Origin of the sequence: Achromobacter spanius (assembly GCF_039673305.1) — a bacterium.
Taxonomy (GTDB): Bacteria; Pseudomonadota; Gammaproteobacteria; order Burkholderiales; family Burkholderiaceae_B; genus Achromobacter; species Achromobacter spanius_F.
The window spans coordinates 37,083-50,774 of sequence record NZ_JBDJLJ010000001.1 but is presented as its reverse complement, the minus strand read 5'-3'; the positions used below and the strand labels follow the sequence as shown (position 1 = coordinate 50,774).

Annotated in this window: 15 protein-coding genes; 3 read left to right on the top strand and 12 right to left on the bottom strand. The window is 66.2% G+C overall.

What is annotated here, in order from left to right:
* Positions 1-23: 23 nt before the first annotated feature.
* Both ABE485_RS00260 and ABE485_RS00255 read right to left on the bottom strand, forming a co-directional pair.
* Positions 24-2,048 carry a TRAP transporter permease gene (locus ABE485_RS00260; protein ID WP_346512634.1) on the bottom strand — a complete coding sequence of 675 codons (2,025 nt, stop codon included), beginning with the start codon at positions 2,046-2,048 and terminating at the stop codon, positions 24-26.
* Positions 2,049-2,284: 236 nt separating this feature from the next.
* Positions 2,285-3,247: a TAXI family TRAP transporter solute-binding subunit gene (locus ABE485_RS00255; RefSeq protein ID WP_346512633.1), complete on the bottom strand. Its 963-nt coding sequence runs from the start codon at positions 3,245-3,247 to the stop codon at positions 2,285-2,287.
* Between the two features lie 266 nt (positions 3,248-3,513).
* On the opposite strand from ABE485_RS00255, the gene ABE485_RS00250 reads away from it, so the two are divergent.
* Positions 3,514-4,653, top strand: coding sequence for a DSD1 family PLP-dependent enzyme (locus ABE485_RS00250; RefSeq protein ID WP_346512632.1), 1,140 nt, complete (start codon positions 3,514-3,516; stop codon positions 4,651-4,653).
* A gap of 108 nt (positions 4,654-4,761) precedes the next feature.
* Here the strand turns inward: ABE485_RS00250 and ABE485_RS00245 are convergent, their stop codons facing one another.
* The 10 genes from ABE485_RS00245 to ABE485_RS00200 form a co-directional block, all read right to left on the bottom strand.
* Complete coding sequence (locus tag ABE485_RS00245; RefSeq protein WP_346512631.1) at positions 4,762-4,890, bottom strand: entericidin A/B family lipoprotein; 129 nt, start codon at positions 4,888-4,890, stop codon at positions 4,762-4,764.
* 59 nt (positions 4,891-4,949) lie between these two features.
* Positions 4,950-5,132: a CsbD family protein gene (locus tag ABE485_RS00240; protein WP_346512630.1), complete on the bottom strand. Its 183-nt coding sequence runs from the start codon at positions 5,130-5,132 to the stop codon at positions 4,950-4,952.
* Between the two features lie 178 nt (positions 5,133-5,310).
* On the bottom strand, positions 5,311-6,048 hold the full coding sequence (locus ABE485_RS00235) for an amino acid ABC transporter ATP-binding protein (RefSeq protein ID WP_346512629.1): 738 nt from the start codon (positions 6,046-6,048) through the stop codon (positions 5,311-5,313).
* Positions 6,029-6,685, bottom strand: a complete 657-nt coding sequence (locus tag ABE485_RS00230) for an amino acid ABC transporter permease (RefSeq protein WP_346512627.1) — start codon at positions 6,683-6,685, stop codon at positions 6,029-6,031. The genes ABE485_RS00235 and ABE485_RS00230 overlap by 20 nt, the downstream gene beginning before the upstream one ends.
* Positions 6,682-7,350 carry an amino acid ABC transporter permease gene (locus tag ABE485_RS00225; RefSeq protein ID WP_346512626.1) on the bottom strand — a complete coding sequence of 223 codons (669 nt, stop codon included), beginning with the start codon at positions 7,348-7,350 and terminating at the stop codon, positions 6,682-6,684. The genes ABE485_RS00230 and ABE485_RS00225 overlap by 4 nt, the downstream gene beginning before the upstream one ends.
* Positions 7,351-7,366: 16 nt before the next feature.
* A complete protein-coding gene (locus ABE485_RS00220) occupies positions 7,367-8,149 on the bottom strand; it encodes a transporter substrate-binding domain-containing protein (RefSeq protein WP_346512624.1) in 783 nt (260 codons plus the stop codon).
* A 209-nt stretch (positions 8,150-8,358) separates the two neighbouring features.
* A complete protein-coding gene (locus ABE485_RS00215; protein WP_346512623.1) occupies positions 8,359-9,267 on the bottom strand; it encodes a LysR family transcriptional regulator in 909 nt (302 codons plus the stop codon).
* Positions 9,268-9,393: 126 nt separating this feature from the next.
* Positions 9,394-9,657: a hypothetical protein gene (locus ABE485_RS00210; protein ID WP_346512622.1), complete on the bottom strand. Its 264-nt coding sequence runs from the start codon at positions 9,655-9,657 to the stop codon at positions 9,394-9,396.
* A gap of 42 nt (positions 9,658-9,699) precedes the next feature.
* Positions 9,700-10,473, bottom strand: a complete 774-nt coding sequence (locus ABE485_RS00205; RefSeq protein ID WP_346512620.1) for an SDR family oxidoreductase — start codon at positions 10,471-10,473, stop codon at positions 9,700-9,702.
* A 375-nt stretch (positions 10,474-10,848) separates the two neighbouring features.
* On the bottom strand, positions 10,849-11,814 hold the full coding sequence (locus ABE485_RS00200) for a Bug family tripartite tricarboxylate transporter substrate binding protein (protein WP_346512619.1): 966 nt from the start codon (positions 11,812-11,814) through the stop codon (positions 10,849-10,851).
* A 228-nt stretch (positions 11,815-12,042) separates the two neighbouring features.
* Here ABE485_RS00200 and ABE485_RS00195 point away from each other — a divergent pair, with 228 nt between their 5' ends.
* Both ABE485_RS00195 and ABE485_RS00190 read left to right on the top strand, forming a co-directional pair.
* Positions 12,043-13,236, top strand: a complete 1,194-nt coding sequence (locus tag ABE485_RS00195) for an acetylornithine transaminase (protein ID WP_346512618.1) — start codon at positions 12,043-12,045, stop codon at positions 13,234-13,236.
* Positions 13,237-13,354: 118 nt separating this feature from the next.
* Positions 13,355-13,681, top strand: a complete 327-nt coding sequence (locus ABE485_RS00190; protein ID WP_346512617.1) for a hypothetical protein — start codon at positions 13,355-13,357, stop codon at positions 13,679-13,681.
* Positions 13,682-13,692: the final 11 nt, after the last annotated feature.

Genomic DNA, 13,692 nt, shown 5'->3' with positions numbered 1-13,692 from the left:
GCGCTGCTGTCAGACCAATGTCTTCAGGCCGACTTCGGCGTGTTTTCCAGCTTGAGTTCGGCCACTTGCCGGATGAATACCGGGATGCAGATCGCCAGGCCCACCAGGCCGCTGGTTAACCCCGGCAGGATCGTCAGCAGCGCGCCGATGGTGCACAGCCAGCGCTCCCAGCTCTTCATGCCGACCAGCATGTAGCGCGAGAACGCCGCCGACAGCAGCACCAGCCCCACCATGCAGCCGAACAGGGTCACGAAGAAGTCGTACCAGGTGAAGCCCTGCACCGAGATCAGCAGCGACGGCGAGAACACGAAGACGAACGGCACGATGAGCTTGGTGATGCCCAGCCTGAAGGCCGTGTTCCCGGTCTTGAAGGGATCGCTGCCCGCCATGCCTGCCGCGGCGTAGGCCGCCAGCGCCACGGGCGGGGTGATGTCCGCCAGGATGCCGAAATAGAACACGAAGAAGTGGGCCGCGATGGGCTGTACGCCCAGTTGAACCAGCGTGGGGGCGGCCACGGCCACCATGATCAGATAGTTGGCGGTTGTCGGAATCCCGCAGCCCATCAGGATGCAGACCAGGCCCGTCATGACCAGTGCGGCGACCAGCGTCAGCGATTGCATGTTGGCGACGGCGTCGGGGATCACCATGGCCGCGCCGCCGGCGATGGCCTGCGCCGCCGAAATCACGATGTACGAGATCTTGAAGCCCACGCCGGTGAGGGTCACCACCCCGATGACGATGCCCACCGTCCCGGCGGCCGCGCCCACGGCCAGCGCATATTTCGCGCCCGTTTCGAAGGCTTCGTACAGGTCGCGCCAGCGCAGCCGCTGGAACGGGTTCAGCAGGCCCACGATGATGCAGCCCGTGATGCCGGCAAACGCGGCCAGGTACGGCGTGCGGCCGGAGGCCAGCACGCCAATCAGCAGGACCAGCGGGATCAGCGTGGGCCAGCGCATCTTGAAGGATTGCTTGAGCTTGGGCATTTCCTCGGCGGTCAGGCCGCGCAGGCCTTCGCGCTTGGCCTCGAAGTGCACCTGCATGAACATGCCGAAGAAGTACAGGAAAGCCGGGAAGATGCCGGCGATGGCGATCTGCTGGTACGGGATGCCCAGGAATTCGATCATCAGGAAGGCCGCCGCGCCCATGATGGGCGGCGTGATCTGGCCGCCGGTGCTGCTGGCGGCTTCGACGCCCGCCGCGAAATGCCGCGGGTAGCCGATGCGGATCATGGCGGGAATGGTGAGCGATCCCACCGTCACCGCGTTGGCCACGGACGAGCCGGACAGCATCCCGAACATGGCCGAGCCGAACACCGAGACCTTTGCGGGACCGCCCGCGTAGCGGCCGGCGATGGTCGACGCCACGTCCAGGAACAGCTGGCCCAGCCCGATGCGGGTGGCCAGCACGCCGAACAGCACGAAGTGGAACACGTAGGTCGCCACCACGCCCACCGCCACGCCGTACACGCCCTGGCTGGTCAGGTACATGTGGTTGACGATCTGGGACCAGTTATTGCCGGCGTGCTGCAGCAGTCCCGGGAAGTACGGACCGAACATGGCGTAGGCCATGAACACCAGCGCGATGATGGGCAGCGGCCAGCCCATGGCGCGGCGCGTGGCCTCCAGCAGGCCGATCAGCAGGATCGAGCCCATGAAGACGTCGATGGGCAGCGGGTTGCCCACGCGAAACGCCAGGTCTTCGAAAATATAGGGGATGTACAGCACCGACAGGGCCAGCGCGATGGCGATGATCCAGTCGTACAGGGGGATGCCGCCGGGGGCGTACCACGTCGACTTGGGCTCGCGCTGGTAATGCGACTTGGAAAAGCCGAATACCAGGAAGATCAGGCTGAGCACGAAGGCCAGGTGCACGCCGCGGTGGGTGGCCTCGCGCAGCAGGCCAAAGCCGGCGGTGTAGTAATGAAAGATCGAAAGCGTGACCAGCAGGCCCGAGACGATCCAGGTGGCGGTCTTGTCCAGCGGCCGGAAGCGGATTTCCGAATCGTACTTCTCCGCCAGTTGCTGGGTTTTCTCGTGGTCGATTTGCATCGCGGTGATTCTCAAGATGACTCAACAAGCAGGGCCGCGCATCGGCGGCCCTGCTCAAAGGCGGCGCATAAGCCAACGCCGCCACATAAAGACCTGCAACGATCCGCCAACCTCTTCCAAGGCAGGCAAAACGCAAAAAGAACCTGGTCCGCCCAAGCGGGGCCGCGCGGATCCGGCTCCGCCGGTCCGCTGCGGCGCCCCCTGGGGGGGAAGCGCCGCAGGCGCTTCGGGGGGGCCTACTTCATCAGGCCGATTTCCTTGTAGAACTTTTCGGCGCCCGGGTGGAACGGGATGCCGGCGCCCTTGACGGCGTTGTCGCGCGTGATCAGCTTGCCCTTGGCGTGGCCGTTGTCCAGCGTCTTGCGCGTGGCATCGCTGTAGAGCGCCTTGGTCACGTCATAAACCACCTGTTCGGGCAGCTTGGCCGACGTCACCATCTGCGCATTGACCGAAATGGTCTTCACTTCGCCGACGTTCTGGTACGTGTTCGCGGCGATGGTGTCGGGCGTGAAGAACTCCTGCTTGGCGCGCAGGGCGTCGATTTCCGGGCCGACCAGCGGCACGATTTCAATGCCCGCGCCGCTGGACGCCAGTTCGGCAATGGCGCCGGCCGGAGCGCCGCCCACGAAGAAGAACGCGTCCAGGCCGCCGTCCTTGAGCTTGTCGCCGGCCTGGTTGGGCTTGAGGTATTCAGCCTTGATGTCCTTGTCGGTCATGCCGTAGGCGCCCAGGATCAGGCGCACGTCGACCAGGGTGCCGGAGCCCGGCTCGTCCATGGACACGCGTTTGCCCTTCAGGTCGGCCACGCTCTTGATGCCCGCGCCCTTGCGCGTCACCAGGTGGATGCTTTCCGGATACAGGGTGGCGATCAGGCGCAGGTCCTGGGCCTTGGGCTTGCCCTCGAAGGTGCCGGTGCCGCTGTAGGCCCAGAACGCCACGTCGGATTGCGTGAAGCCGGCTTCGAACGAACCGCCCAGGATGCCGTTGATGTTGGCCACCGAGCCATTGGAGGCAACGGCTGTCGCCACCAGCTTGCCGGGCTGCGATACGGCGTTGGCGATGATGCCGCCGATCGGGTAGTACGTGCCGGCGGTGCCGCCCGTGCCGATGCGGAAGAATTGCTGGGCCTGTGCGGAACCCGCGGCGCCGACGGCGGCGACCGCGACGGTCAGGGCGGTGATCCAGTGCTTGAGTTTCATGCGGGCTTCTCCGGTGCTTGTTGACAGGTATATCAATTGACGTGGGTCGTCTTGTCATTCCAGGCCACGGCGCGCTGCCGGGCCCGAAATGGGCCTCCCCTTGGGGGCCGGTTTCATGATGAAATTCTGTCATGTAGGCCTCTCGTAGCCAATGGTTACGGGGCTATCGTTTACCTGGGGGTGAGCAGCCCCTTTGGTTATGGGTGGCCGCGCTTTGGTTATGCGTGCGGTTACATCCCCATGCGGTCAGACAACGGAGTCACAGCATGTCCCAGGAAGTCATACGCGGCATCGCGCTGCCCCCGCCCGCCCAGCCGGGCGATCCCTTGGCCAGCGTCGACACGCCCAGTCTCGTGCTGGACCTGGCGCCGTTCGAAGCCAACCTGCGCGCGATGCAGGCCTGGGCCGACCGCCACGACGTGGCCCTGCGCCCGCATGCCAAGGCCCACAAGTGCCCGGAAATCGCGCTGCGGCAGCTGGCGCTGGGCGCGCGCGGCATCTGCTGCCAGAAGGTCAGCGAAGCCCTGCCCTTCGTGGCGGCAGGCATCCGCGACATCCACATCAGCAACGAAGTCGTCGGAGCCGCCAAGCTGGCGCTGCTGGGGCAGCTGGCCCGCATCGCCAAGATGAGCGTGTGCGTGGACAACGCGCAGAACCTGGCGCAGTTGTCGCAGGCCATGATGCAGGCCGGCGCGCAGATCGATGTGCTGGTCGAAGTGGACGTGGGCCAGGGCCGTTGCGGCGTGTCGGACGACGCCCTGGTGCTGGCGCTGGCGCAGCAGGCGCGCGACCTGCCGGGCGTGAATTTCGCGGGCCTGCAGGCCTATCACGGGTCGGTGCAGCATTACCGCACGCGCGAGGAGCGCGCCCAGGTCTGCCGCCAGGCCGCGCGCATCGCTGCTTCCTACGCGCAGCTCCTGCGCGAAAGCGGCATCGCGTGCGACACGATCACGGGCGGCGGCACGGGCAGCGCCGAATTCGACGCGGCCAGCGGCGTCTACACCGAATTGCAGGCCGGTTCGTACGCCTTCATGGACGGGGACTACGGCGCGAATGACTGGGACGGCCCGCTGTCGTTCCAGAACAGCCTGTTCGTGCTGGCCACCGTCATGAGCGCGCCCGCGCCCGATCGCGTCATCCTGGACGCCGGGCTGAAGTCCACCACCGCGGAGTGCGGCCCGCCCGCCATCTTCGACGCGCCGGGATTGACCTATACGGCCATCAACGACGAGCACGGTGTCGTGCGCGTGGAACCGGGCGCGACGGCGCCCGCGTTGGGCTCGGTCTTGCGGCTGGTGCCCTCGCACGTGGATCCCACCTTCAACCTGCACGACGGGCTGGTGGTGGTGCGCGACGGCGTGGTGCAGGACATCTGGGAAATCTCGGCGCGCGGCTTTTCGCGCTGATCCGCGACGGCGTCGGGGCGTCGCCCATCAGGCCGGCGGCGCCGGTTCAGGACGAAAAGGGCCAGCGGGGCATCGCCCCGCCGGCCCTGGAAGACAGGCATGCAGCGCCTACTTGGCCTGATTCTGGATCTTCTCCCCGCCACGTTCGATATCTTTGCCGGCACCTTCCATCGTGTTGCAGCCGGCGGTCAGGGCGGCGACTGCCAGCATCAGCGCAAGCCAAATTCGATGGGTCATTTTTTTCTCCTTCGGGCGATTATTGGACATAGCGGGTCATGCCAGGGGGGCAGCCGCGTTTACTTGTCCAGCAAGTCCCGTGCCTGATCCTTGGCTTCGCCCACACTGCGCTGCACTTTGCCCTCGGTCTTTTCCACCTTTCCTTCGGCTTCCGTCCTGGTGCTGCCGGTCACCTTGCCGGCGGTTTCCTTGATCGCGCCCTTCACTTCCTTGGCGGCGCCCTTGATGCGGTCCTTGTCCATGTCTCAACTCCTTGCGCTTCAGGTTGGATAAACCGCGCCGGGAGAGTCCATCGGCCCAGAGCCCGGCTACGGACAAATCCACTATAGGAACCGCGGCCTGCCGCGGAAAGAAGCGCACGCACCGGGTCGCATGGTGCATTTTTACCGATGCGCCGCGGGCGGGGAGCTGGGGGACGGGTCAGGCGGCGAGGTTCGTCATTCCCAGGAACTGCCGCAATTCGGGCGTGGCCGGCGCCGTGAACAGTTCTTCCGGCGGCCCGATCTCATGCACCTTGCCCTGGTGCATGAACACCACGCGGTCGCAGACCTCGCGCGCAAAGCGCATCTCGTGCGTGACCATCAGCAAGGTCATGCCGTCGGCCGCCAGCTCGCGCACCACGGCCAGGACTTCATTGACCAGTTCAGGGTCCAGCGCCGACGTGATCTCGTCGCACAGCAGCGCCAGCGGCTGCATCGCCAGCGCACGCGCGATCGCCACGCGCTGCTGCTGGCCGCCGGACAGCTCTTCCGGCCAGGCGTCGAACTTGTGGGCCAGCCCCACCCGCGTCAGCATGACGCGCGCCATGTCGGCGGCGTCGCGCTCCGGCATGCGCTTGGCCACCATCGGCGAGAGCATGACGTTGCGTCCCACGGTCAGGTGCGGGAACAGGTTGAACTGCTGGAAGATCATGCCGACCTTCAGCCGCAGCGCGCGCAGCCGCAGCTCGTCGTTGCCCAGCTGCGCATCGGCCACCATGATCGCGCCGCCGTCGATCTGTTCCAGGCCGTTGATGCATCGCAAGAGCGTGCTCTTGCCCGAGCCGCTCTTGCCGATGATGGCGATCACCTCGCCGGGATCGACGCGCAGCGTCACCCCCTTGAGGACTTCGTTGTCGCCGAATTTCTTGCGTACGTCTTCAAGGGCGATGAGGGGCATGCAACTTCCTTTCCAGCCTGAGGCTGAGGCGCGACAGGGGCCAGCACAGCGCGAAATAGATCAGCGCCGCGCAGGCATAGACGGTGAAGGGACTGAAGGTGGCGTTGGTGATCACCGTGGCCGCCTTCGACAATTCCGTGAAGCCGATGATCGAGGTCAGCGCCGTGCTCTTGACGATCTGCACCGCGAAGCCCACGGTGGGCGCGACCGCGATCCGCAGCGCTTGCGGCAGCACTACGTAGCGCATCTGCTGCACGTAGCCCAGCGCCAGGCTGGCCGACGCTTCCCACTGTCCCTTCGGCACGGCTTCCACGCAGCCGCGCCAGATCTCCGCCAGGAACGCGCCCGACCACAGCGTCAGCGCCGCGCCCGCCGCCAGCCACGGCGGCACCTCCACGCCGATCAGCGACAACCCGAAGAACGCCAGGAACAGCTGCATCAGCAGCGGCGTGCCCTGGAACAGTTCGATATAGGCCCAGCTGGCGCGCCGCATCAGCGCCACGCGCGACGTGCGCATCATCAGGGCCAGCATGCCCATCAGCGCGCCGCCCACGAAGGCCGCGAGCGACAGCACGATGGTCCAGCGCGCCGCCAGCAGCAGGTTGCGCACGATGTCCCAGGTCGAGAATTCAATCATCTTGCCGCCTTGCGGAACAGGCGCCTGCCGGCCATGCGCAACAGCTGGCGCAGCAGCACGGCCAGCGCCAGATAGATGCCGGTGGTCACGAAATAGACTTCGAAGGCGCGGAAGTTGCGCGACTGGATGAAGTTGGCGGCGAAGGTCAGGTCTTCCGCCGCGATCTGCGAGCACACCGCCGATCCCAGCATCACGATCACGATCTGCGACGACAGCGCGGGCCAGATGCGCATGAGCGCGGGCTTGAGCACCACGTGCCGGAACACCTGCAGGCGCGTCATCGCCAGGCTGGCGCCCGCCTCGTATTGGCCGCGGGGCGTGGCGTCGATGCCCGCGCGGATGATCTCGGCGCTGTAGGCGCCCAGGTTCAACGCCATCGCCAGGCAGGCGGCCTGCATTTCGCCCAGCTGGATGCCCAGCGACGGCAGGCCGAAGAACACGAAGAAGAGCTGGATCAGGAAGGGTGTGTTGCGGATCAGCTCCACATAGGCCGTGACCGGCGCGCGCAGCCAGGCCGGACCCTGCGTGCGCGCCCAGGCGCAGGCGATGCCCAGCGCCACGCCCGCCACGGCGCCGAACGCGATCAGTTCGATGGTGACGCCGATGCCCTTGAGCAGCACCGGCGTGTACTCGAACACCGAGGCGAAGTCGTACTGGTAAGCCATGACGGCCGCCCTGGACTTACAGATCCTTAGGCAGTCCGGCGCCCAGCCATTTCTGCGATATCGCCGACAGCGAGCCGTCGCGCTTGGCGGCCGCCAGGATGTCGTTGACGCGTGCGCGCAACTTGGGTTCGTCCTTGTTCATGCCGATGTAGCAGGGCGAATCCTTGATCAGGAATTTCGTTTCCGGCTTCTTGGCGGGATTGCGCGCCAGGATGGCGGCGGCGACCACGTTGCCGGTGGCGATCAGCGGCACCTGGCCCGACAGGAAGGCGGTGATGGTGCCGTTGTTGTCCTCGTAGCGCTTGAGCGTGGCGGATTCGGGTGCGATCTTGGACAGCTCGATGTCCTCCACCGCGCCGCGCGTCACGCCGATGGTCTTGCCGGCCAGGTCGGCGGCGGACGCCACCTTCAGGTCGGCCGGCCCGAACACGCCGTTGAAGAACGGCGCGTAGGCGTCCGAGAAATCGATGGCCTTCTCGCGCTCGGCATTCTTGCCCAGGCTGGAGATCACCAGGTCCACCTTCTTCGTCTGCAAATAGGGGACGCGGTTGGCGCTGGTGACGGGCACCAGTTCCAGCTTCACGCCCAGCTGCTTGGCGATGAGCTGGGCGGTGTCGATGTCATAGCCCAGGGGCTTCATGTCAGAGCCCACCGAGCCGAAGGGCGGGAAGTCCTGCGGCACGGCGATCTTGATGGTGCCCGCCTTGACGATGTCGTCCAGCGCGTCGGCGTGCGTAAGCGGCGCGGCGAGCATGCTGGCGGCGGCGCAAAGGGACAGCAACAGGGTTCTGCGTTTCATGAGGAACTCTCCAGGGCCCGCACTGCCCGGCCGGGTCAATGCGTTGCACACCATATCGGTATACAAAGAGAGTCAATGCAAGTTCCATGCCATGGTCAGCCGCCGGGTGGCGATGCCGGGCGTTCTGCAGGATGCCCCGCCGTGGTGCGGCGGATGCGCCGCTGGCGGGCGCGCCGGCACCGGTTTGGACCGTGCCGGGCTCGTGCGGCTCAGGGGTCCACGTGGGAGGCCATCACCCCTTCGAACCACTCCAGGAAAACGGCCACCCGCCGCGAGCGCTGGCGGCGGTGCGGGTACAGCAGCGACACCGGCATGGACGCCGCGCGCGCGGCAGGCATGACTTCAACCAGTTCGCCGGCATTCAACAGGTGTTGCACGTCGAAGCGGGGAATCTGGATGAGTCCCAGCCCCGCGAGGCAGCAGGCGATATAGCTTTCGGCGTTGTTCACGACCACCCGGCTGCGCACCGGGATCTGATGCGCGCCGCCCTCGGCCGCCAGGAATTCCCAGGGCGTTTCCCGGCCGGTCTTGGGGGATGCGTACCCCACGGCCCAGTGACCGGCAGCCAGGTCCCCGGGGTGCTCGGGCTCCCCGTGCTCGCGCAGGTAGGCCGGGCTGGCGCAGTTGATCAACGCGATGCTGCCCAGCGGCCGCACGACCAGGCTGCTGTCGTGCAGCGCGCCGATGCGCACCGCGCAGTCCACGCCCTCTTGCACCAGGTCGATAGCGCGGTCGGTCGAGCTCAGGACGACCTGCAGGCGCGGATGGCGGCGCAGCAGGCCGGGCAGCTGCGGTGCGACCAGCCGGCGGGCCACGCGGCTGGGCACGTCGATGCTCAGCCTGCCGGACGCCTGGCGCGCATTGGCCTGGAACAGCTGGTCGATGTCTTCCACTTCGGCCAGCAGGGGGCGCACGCGCTCCAGCAGCTGCTCCCCGTCGGCGGTCAGCCGCACCTGTCGCGTGGTCCGGTGCAGCAGCCGCACGCCAAGCTGGGTTTCAAGCTGCTGGATGGCGGCGGATACCGACGCGCGCGGCGCATCCAGGGCATGGGCCGCCTTGATGAAACTGCCCATGTCGGCAACCTGCGCGAACACGCGGTACTGGTCGAATCGGTCCATGTGCGGCCTGACGAAATGCAAGATGGAAGCGCGCGCCATCCCGCAGCCCGGGCGCGCGCGCAAGGCACCAAAAGCATAGCCGCATTCGCATCGACCTGACGGGGCGCCGATCGGACGCGCCCCGCGTCAGGCGTTGCGCCAGATCGCCAGGGCGGCCAGCACCGCCGGGACCAGGAACACGATCAGCAGGATCGGCAATTCCTCGCGCACGCTATACCCGGCGTGGGTCACACCCACCCACATGTTCACCGCCGACACCACCAGCCATACGGGGATGAATGCCTTGGCGGCCACGGCCAGCGCCGCCGCGTCGGCGCCCCACAGCTTTCCGAAGAGCAGGAACACGCCCAGCAGCACCACGCCACCTCCGATGACCATCGCCACATGCATGCCGTTCTCCTTGTCTGACGCCGCCCCGGCCGGGCCCAGCGCCTATTTGGTCGTGTAGCCGCCGTTGATGAGGATGGTCTGGCCCGTGATCCACCAGCCGTCGCTGACCAGATGGCGGATGAAGGGCACGACGTCCTCGATATCGGTCAGGCCGGTCTTGCTGAACGGCGACAGCGCCGCCGCCGTCTTGTGATACGCCACCGCATCGGCCCCTTCGGCAGGATAAAAGAAAGGCGTATCCATCGGGCCGGGTCCCACCGCCGTCACCGAAATCCCGCGCGCACCGAACTCCTTGGCCGCCGCACGGGTGTAGTGCTCCACCGGCGCCTTGGTGCCGGCATAGGCGGCGTAGAACGGCGTGAAGGCGCCCAGCAGCGAGGTCACCAGCGTGCAGACCTTGCCGTTGTCGTTGACGTGCCGGCCTGCTTCCCGCAGGAAGAAGAATGCCGTCTTCGAATTTACCGCCGTCATGTCGTCGTACTCGGCTTCGCTGATCTCGGTGAAGGGCTTCTTGAGCACCTTGCCCACCGTGTTGATCGCGATATCGGGCCGGCCCACGGCCGCCACCGCGTCGGCAAACAGCTTCTCGACCGCAGCAGCCGTCGTCAGGTCGCCCTGCAGCGCCACGGCCTTCGCGCCTGCCGCCTGGATCGCCGCCACGGTCGCGTCGGCCTCCGCCTTGGATGCGGCGCTGTTGTAGTGGATCGCCACCGCGCGGGCGCCCTGCTCCGCCAGATCGCGCGCGATCAGGCCGCCCAGGTTCTTGGCCCCGCCCGCGATGATCGCGACCTTGCCCTTGATCGAATGGTCCGCCATGGGAAATCTCCTTCAGGTATGTCGATGGAGATACGAGCTTAGGCAAGCACACCCGCGCGATAAACCGGCTACGGCTGGATGGATCATCCAGAAAAACCACCCAATCGCGGTGGGCGCGCCGGCCGTTCAATACGGGTTTCCGACACCCGCTCACTAGCTGCTGCACCGTCGGTGTCTGACACCCGATAAGCAGTGCAGCCATTTCTAGTTCAACGTAGGTGTCTGACACCCAATAAACCAGTGCGACAACTCCAAATCCATCTCACCCGGGTGTCAGACACCGGCCAAGAAACACCACCCCGCCCAAGTCACCCGCAACAAAAAAGCCGTCCCCTTTCAGGGACGGCTCGCAGCGAAGGCAGTCGCGTAACGCGTTCAATCCACCTGCGCGCCGGATTGCTTGACGGCCTTGCCCCACTTGTCGACTTCGCCGGCAATGAACGTGCCGGTGGCCTCGGGCGTCAGCGGCATGGGTTCCGCGCCGCGGTCGCGGAAGAACTTCTGCATCTCGGGCGTGTTCAGCACCTGGGCGATCTGCTTGCTGAGCGCGCCGGTGATCTCGGCCGGCGTGTCCTTGGGCGCCAGCACCGCCGCCCAGCCGATGGCCTCAAAGCCCGGATAGCCGGATTCCGCCACCGTCGGCACGTTGGGCAGCTGCGGCAGGCGCTTGGCCGTCGTCACCGCCAGCGCCACCGCCTTCTTGTTCTGCACGTGCGGCAGGCCTGCCGTCACCGAGTCGACCATCAGCGGCACCTGGTGGCCCAGGAAATCCGCCTGGGCGGGGCCGCTGCCCTTGTACGGGATGTGGCGGATGTCGATGCCCGCGGCCGCCTTGAACATCTCGGCCGACAGGTGCTGCGTGCCGCCGATGCCGGCGCTGGCGTAGGCCAGTTCGCCCGGATTGGCGCGGGCCTGCGTCACCAGCTGCTGCAGCGACGTGATGCCCGAGGCCGGCGTCGCCAGGAACATCAGCGGCACCGAGAACACGCCCGACACCGGGGCAAAATCGCGGGTCAAACTGTAGTTGATGGTCTTGTACAGCGTCTGGTTCACCGCCGCGGCGCTGCCGGCGATCACCAGCGTGTAGCCGTCGGGCGCGGCGCGCGAGGCCTGCTCCATGCCGATATTGCTGCCGGCGCCGGCGCGGTTTTCGACCACGATGGGCTGCTTGACCGCCGTGCCCAGCTTTTCCGCCAGGGCGCGGGCGAAGATATCGGTCGCCTGCCCGGGCGGGAACGGCACGATCAGGCGGATGGGACGGTCGGGATACTCGGCATGGGCCGGAGCGCCGGCCACCGCCAGCGCCAGGCCGGCGGCAAGACTGGAAAGAATACGTTTCATGATTGTTCAGTAAAAAGCGACAGGCGACGCCGCGCCGGGGGCGCGCAGCCTGCATAAAATAGAGCGCCCGCGCTGGCAGCCCTTGTGAGGCCGGCCCGGGGCAGATCGATGGGGTAGCGTCACGATAGCATCCCCCCGTCGGTGCTACATTTGCCTTTTCGCGCTTCCCCCGGGGAAGTTCCCCGAAATTTCCCTCATCCCCTGTCCTTACATCCCGCAGGAACCGCCATGGAATTCAGCCAGTTCAACGTCGACACCCTCATGGAGATCACCTCCCGCCCGGACCTCGTGTTCGTCAGCGGCAAGGGATCCTGGCTGGAGGATCACGCGGGCAAGCGATACCTGGACTTCGTGCAGGGCTGGGCGGTGAACACCCTGGGCCACTCCGCGCCCGAAATGCAGCGCGCGCTGGTCGAACAGTCGCAAAAGCTGATGAACCCGTCGCCGGCGTTCTACAACATCCCGTCCATCGAGCTGGCCAAGCGCCTGACCGGCGCGTCGGATTTTGACCGCGTGTTCTTCGCCAACAGCGGCGGCGAAGCCAACGAAGGCGCCATCAAGCTCGCGCGCAAGTGGGGCCAGGTCAAGAAGAACGGCGCCTACAAGATCATCACCATGAACCACGGCTTCCACGGCCGCACCCTGGCCACCATGTCCGCGTCGGGCAAGCCGGGCTGGGACAAGATGTTCGCCCCGCAGGTCGAAGGCTTCCCCAAGGCCGAACTGAACGACCTGGAATCCGTGCGCAAGCTGATCGACGACAAGACCGTCGCCATCATGCTGGAACCCGTCCAAGGCGAAGGCGGCGTGCTGCCCGCCACCAAGGAATTCATGCAAGGCCTGCGCAAGCTGGCCGATGAAAACCAATTGCTCCTGATCGTCGACGAAGTCCAGACCGGCATGGGCCGCACCGGCAAGATGTTCGCCTACCAGCACTTTGATGTCGTCCCCGACATCATGACGCTGGCCAAGGGCATCGGCGGCGGCGTGCCGCTGGCTGCGCTGTTGGCACGCCAGGAAGTCAGCGTGTTCCAGCACGGCGACCAAGGCGGCACCTACAACGGCAACCCCCTGACCACCGCCGTCGGCGTCGCCGTGTTTGACGCGCTGGTTGCGCCGGGCTTCATGGACGCGGTCAATGCGCGTGCCAAGCAGCTGTCGGAAGGCCTGCTGGCGTTGTCGGCCAAGTACGGCATGAAGGGCGAACGCGGCATGGGTCTGCTGCGTGCGCTGGTCATGGATCGCGATGACGGTCCGGCGATTGTCGAGGCTGCGCGGAATCAGGCGCCGGAAGGTCTGCTGCTGAACGCGCCGCGCCCCAACCTGCTGCGCTTCATGCCGGCGCTGAATGTGACGGCTGAGGAAGTGGATTCGATGCTGAAGCAGCTGGATGCGCTGATTGCGCAGGTGCGTAAGGCTTGATGAGGGTTAGAAGGGTGTGAATGCAGGGGCCGCGATTATGCGGCCCTTGTTTTTTGGTTGATTGGATCGCGGTTGGGTTGGGTATACGGCCGCGGGTGGGACACGTTAAGGGAATCGAATGGACGCGAAGGAATTTGTCGGCAACTGGAATGCGCTGCGGGGTGAGCTGTTGGAGACGTTCATGGCGGCGGATGGCGGGAGTGCGGTTGCGGCCAAGGTGCGTGCGTTGGGGCTGTCGGCGGCGCAGCTTGAGGGCGTGCGTGGCGTTTTGGATGTGGCACTGCGGGACACGATGTATTCGCTGCTGCTGGGGTTGGATGGGGCGGCGAGTATTGGCGATAGCCAGGAGCAGTTCACCATCGCGGGTGAGGATGGGGTGGTGATTGAGGATATTGAGTCGGAGGCTTGGGAGTGCTTCCATGGGGACTCGGGCGTTTGCGGTTGATTCGCTCGCCA

Excerpts from the sequence above, each read along its gene's own strand:
- ABE485_RS00235 (WP_346512629.1), bottom strand. The coding sequence starts at position 6,048 with ATGCCCCTCATCGCCCTTGAAGACGTACGCAAGAAATTCGGCGACAAC.
- ABE485_RS00245 (WP_346512631.1), bottom strand. The coding sequence starts at position 4,890 with ATGACCCATCGAATTTGGCTTGCGCTGATGCTGGCAGTCGCCGCCCTG.
- ABE485_RS00225 (WP_346512626.1), bottom strand. The coding sequence starts at position 7,350 with ATGGCTTACCAGTACGACTTCGCCTCGGTGTTCGAGTACACGCCGGTG.
- ABE485_RS00255 (WP_346512633.1), bottom strand. The coding sequence starts at position 3,247 with ATGAAACTCAAGCACTGGATCACCGCCCTGACCGTCGCGGTCGCCGCC.
- ABE485_RS00240 (WP_346512630.1), bottom strand. The coding sequence starts at position 5,132 with ATGGACAAGGACCGCATCAAGGGCGCCGCCAAGGAAGTGAAGGGCGCG.
- ABE485_RS00190 (WP_346512617.1), top strand. The coding sequence starts at position 13,355 with ATGGACGCGAAGGAATTTGTCGGCAACTGGAATGCGCTGCGGGGTGAG.
- ABE485_RS00220 (WP_346512624.1), bottom strand. The coding sequence starts at position 8,149 with ATGAAACGCAGAACCCTGTTGCTGTCCCTTTGCGCCGCCGCCAGCATG.
- ABE485_RS00205 (WP_346512620.1), bottom strand. The coding sequence starts at position 10,473 with ATGGCGGACCATTCGATCAAGGGCAAGGTCGCGATCATCGCGGGCGGG.
- ABE485_RS00210 (WP_346512622.1), bottom strand. The coding sequence starts at position 9,657 with ATGCATGTGGCGATGGTCATCGGAGGTGGCGTGGTGCTGCTGGGCGTG.
- ABE485_RS00230 (WP_346512627.1), bottom strand. The coding sequence starts at position 6,685 with ATGATTGAATTCTCGACCTGGGACATCGTGCGCAACCTGCTGCTGGCG.
- ABE485_RS00250 (WP_346512632.1), top strand. The coding sequence starts at position 3,514 with ATGTCCCAGGAAGTCATACGCGGCATCGCGCTGCCCCCGCCCGCCCAG.
- ABE485_RS00195 (WP_346512618.1), top strand. The coding sequence starts at position 12,043 with ATGGAATTCAGCCAGTTCAACGTCGACACCCTCATGGAGATCACCTCC.
- ABE485_RS00200 (WP_346512619.1), bottom strand. The coding sequence starts at position 11,814 with ATGAAACGTATTCTTTCCAGTCTTGCCGCCGGCCTGGCGCTGGCGGTG.
- ABE485_RS00215 (WP_346512623.1), bottom strand. The coding sequence starts at position 9,267 with ATGGACCGATTCGACCAGTACCGCGTGTTCGCGCAGGTTGCCGACATG.
- ABE485_RS00260 (WP_346512634.1), bottom strand. The coding sequence starts at position 2,048 with ATGCAAATCGACCACGAGAAAACCCAGCAACTGGCGGAGAAGTACGAT.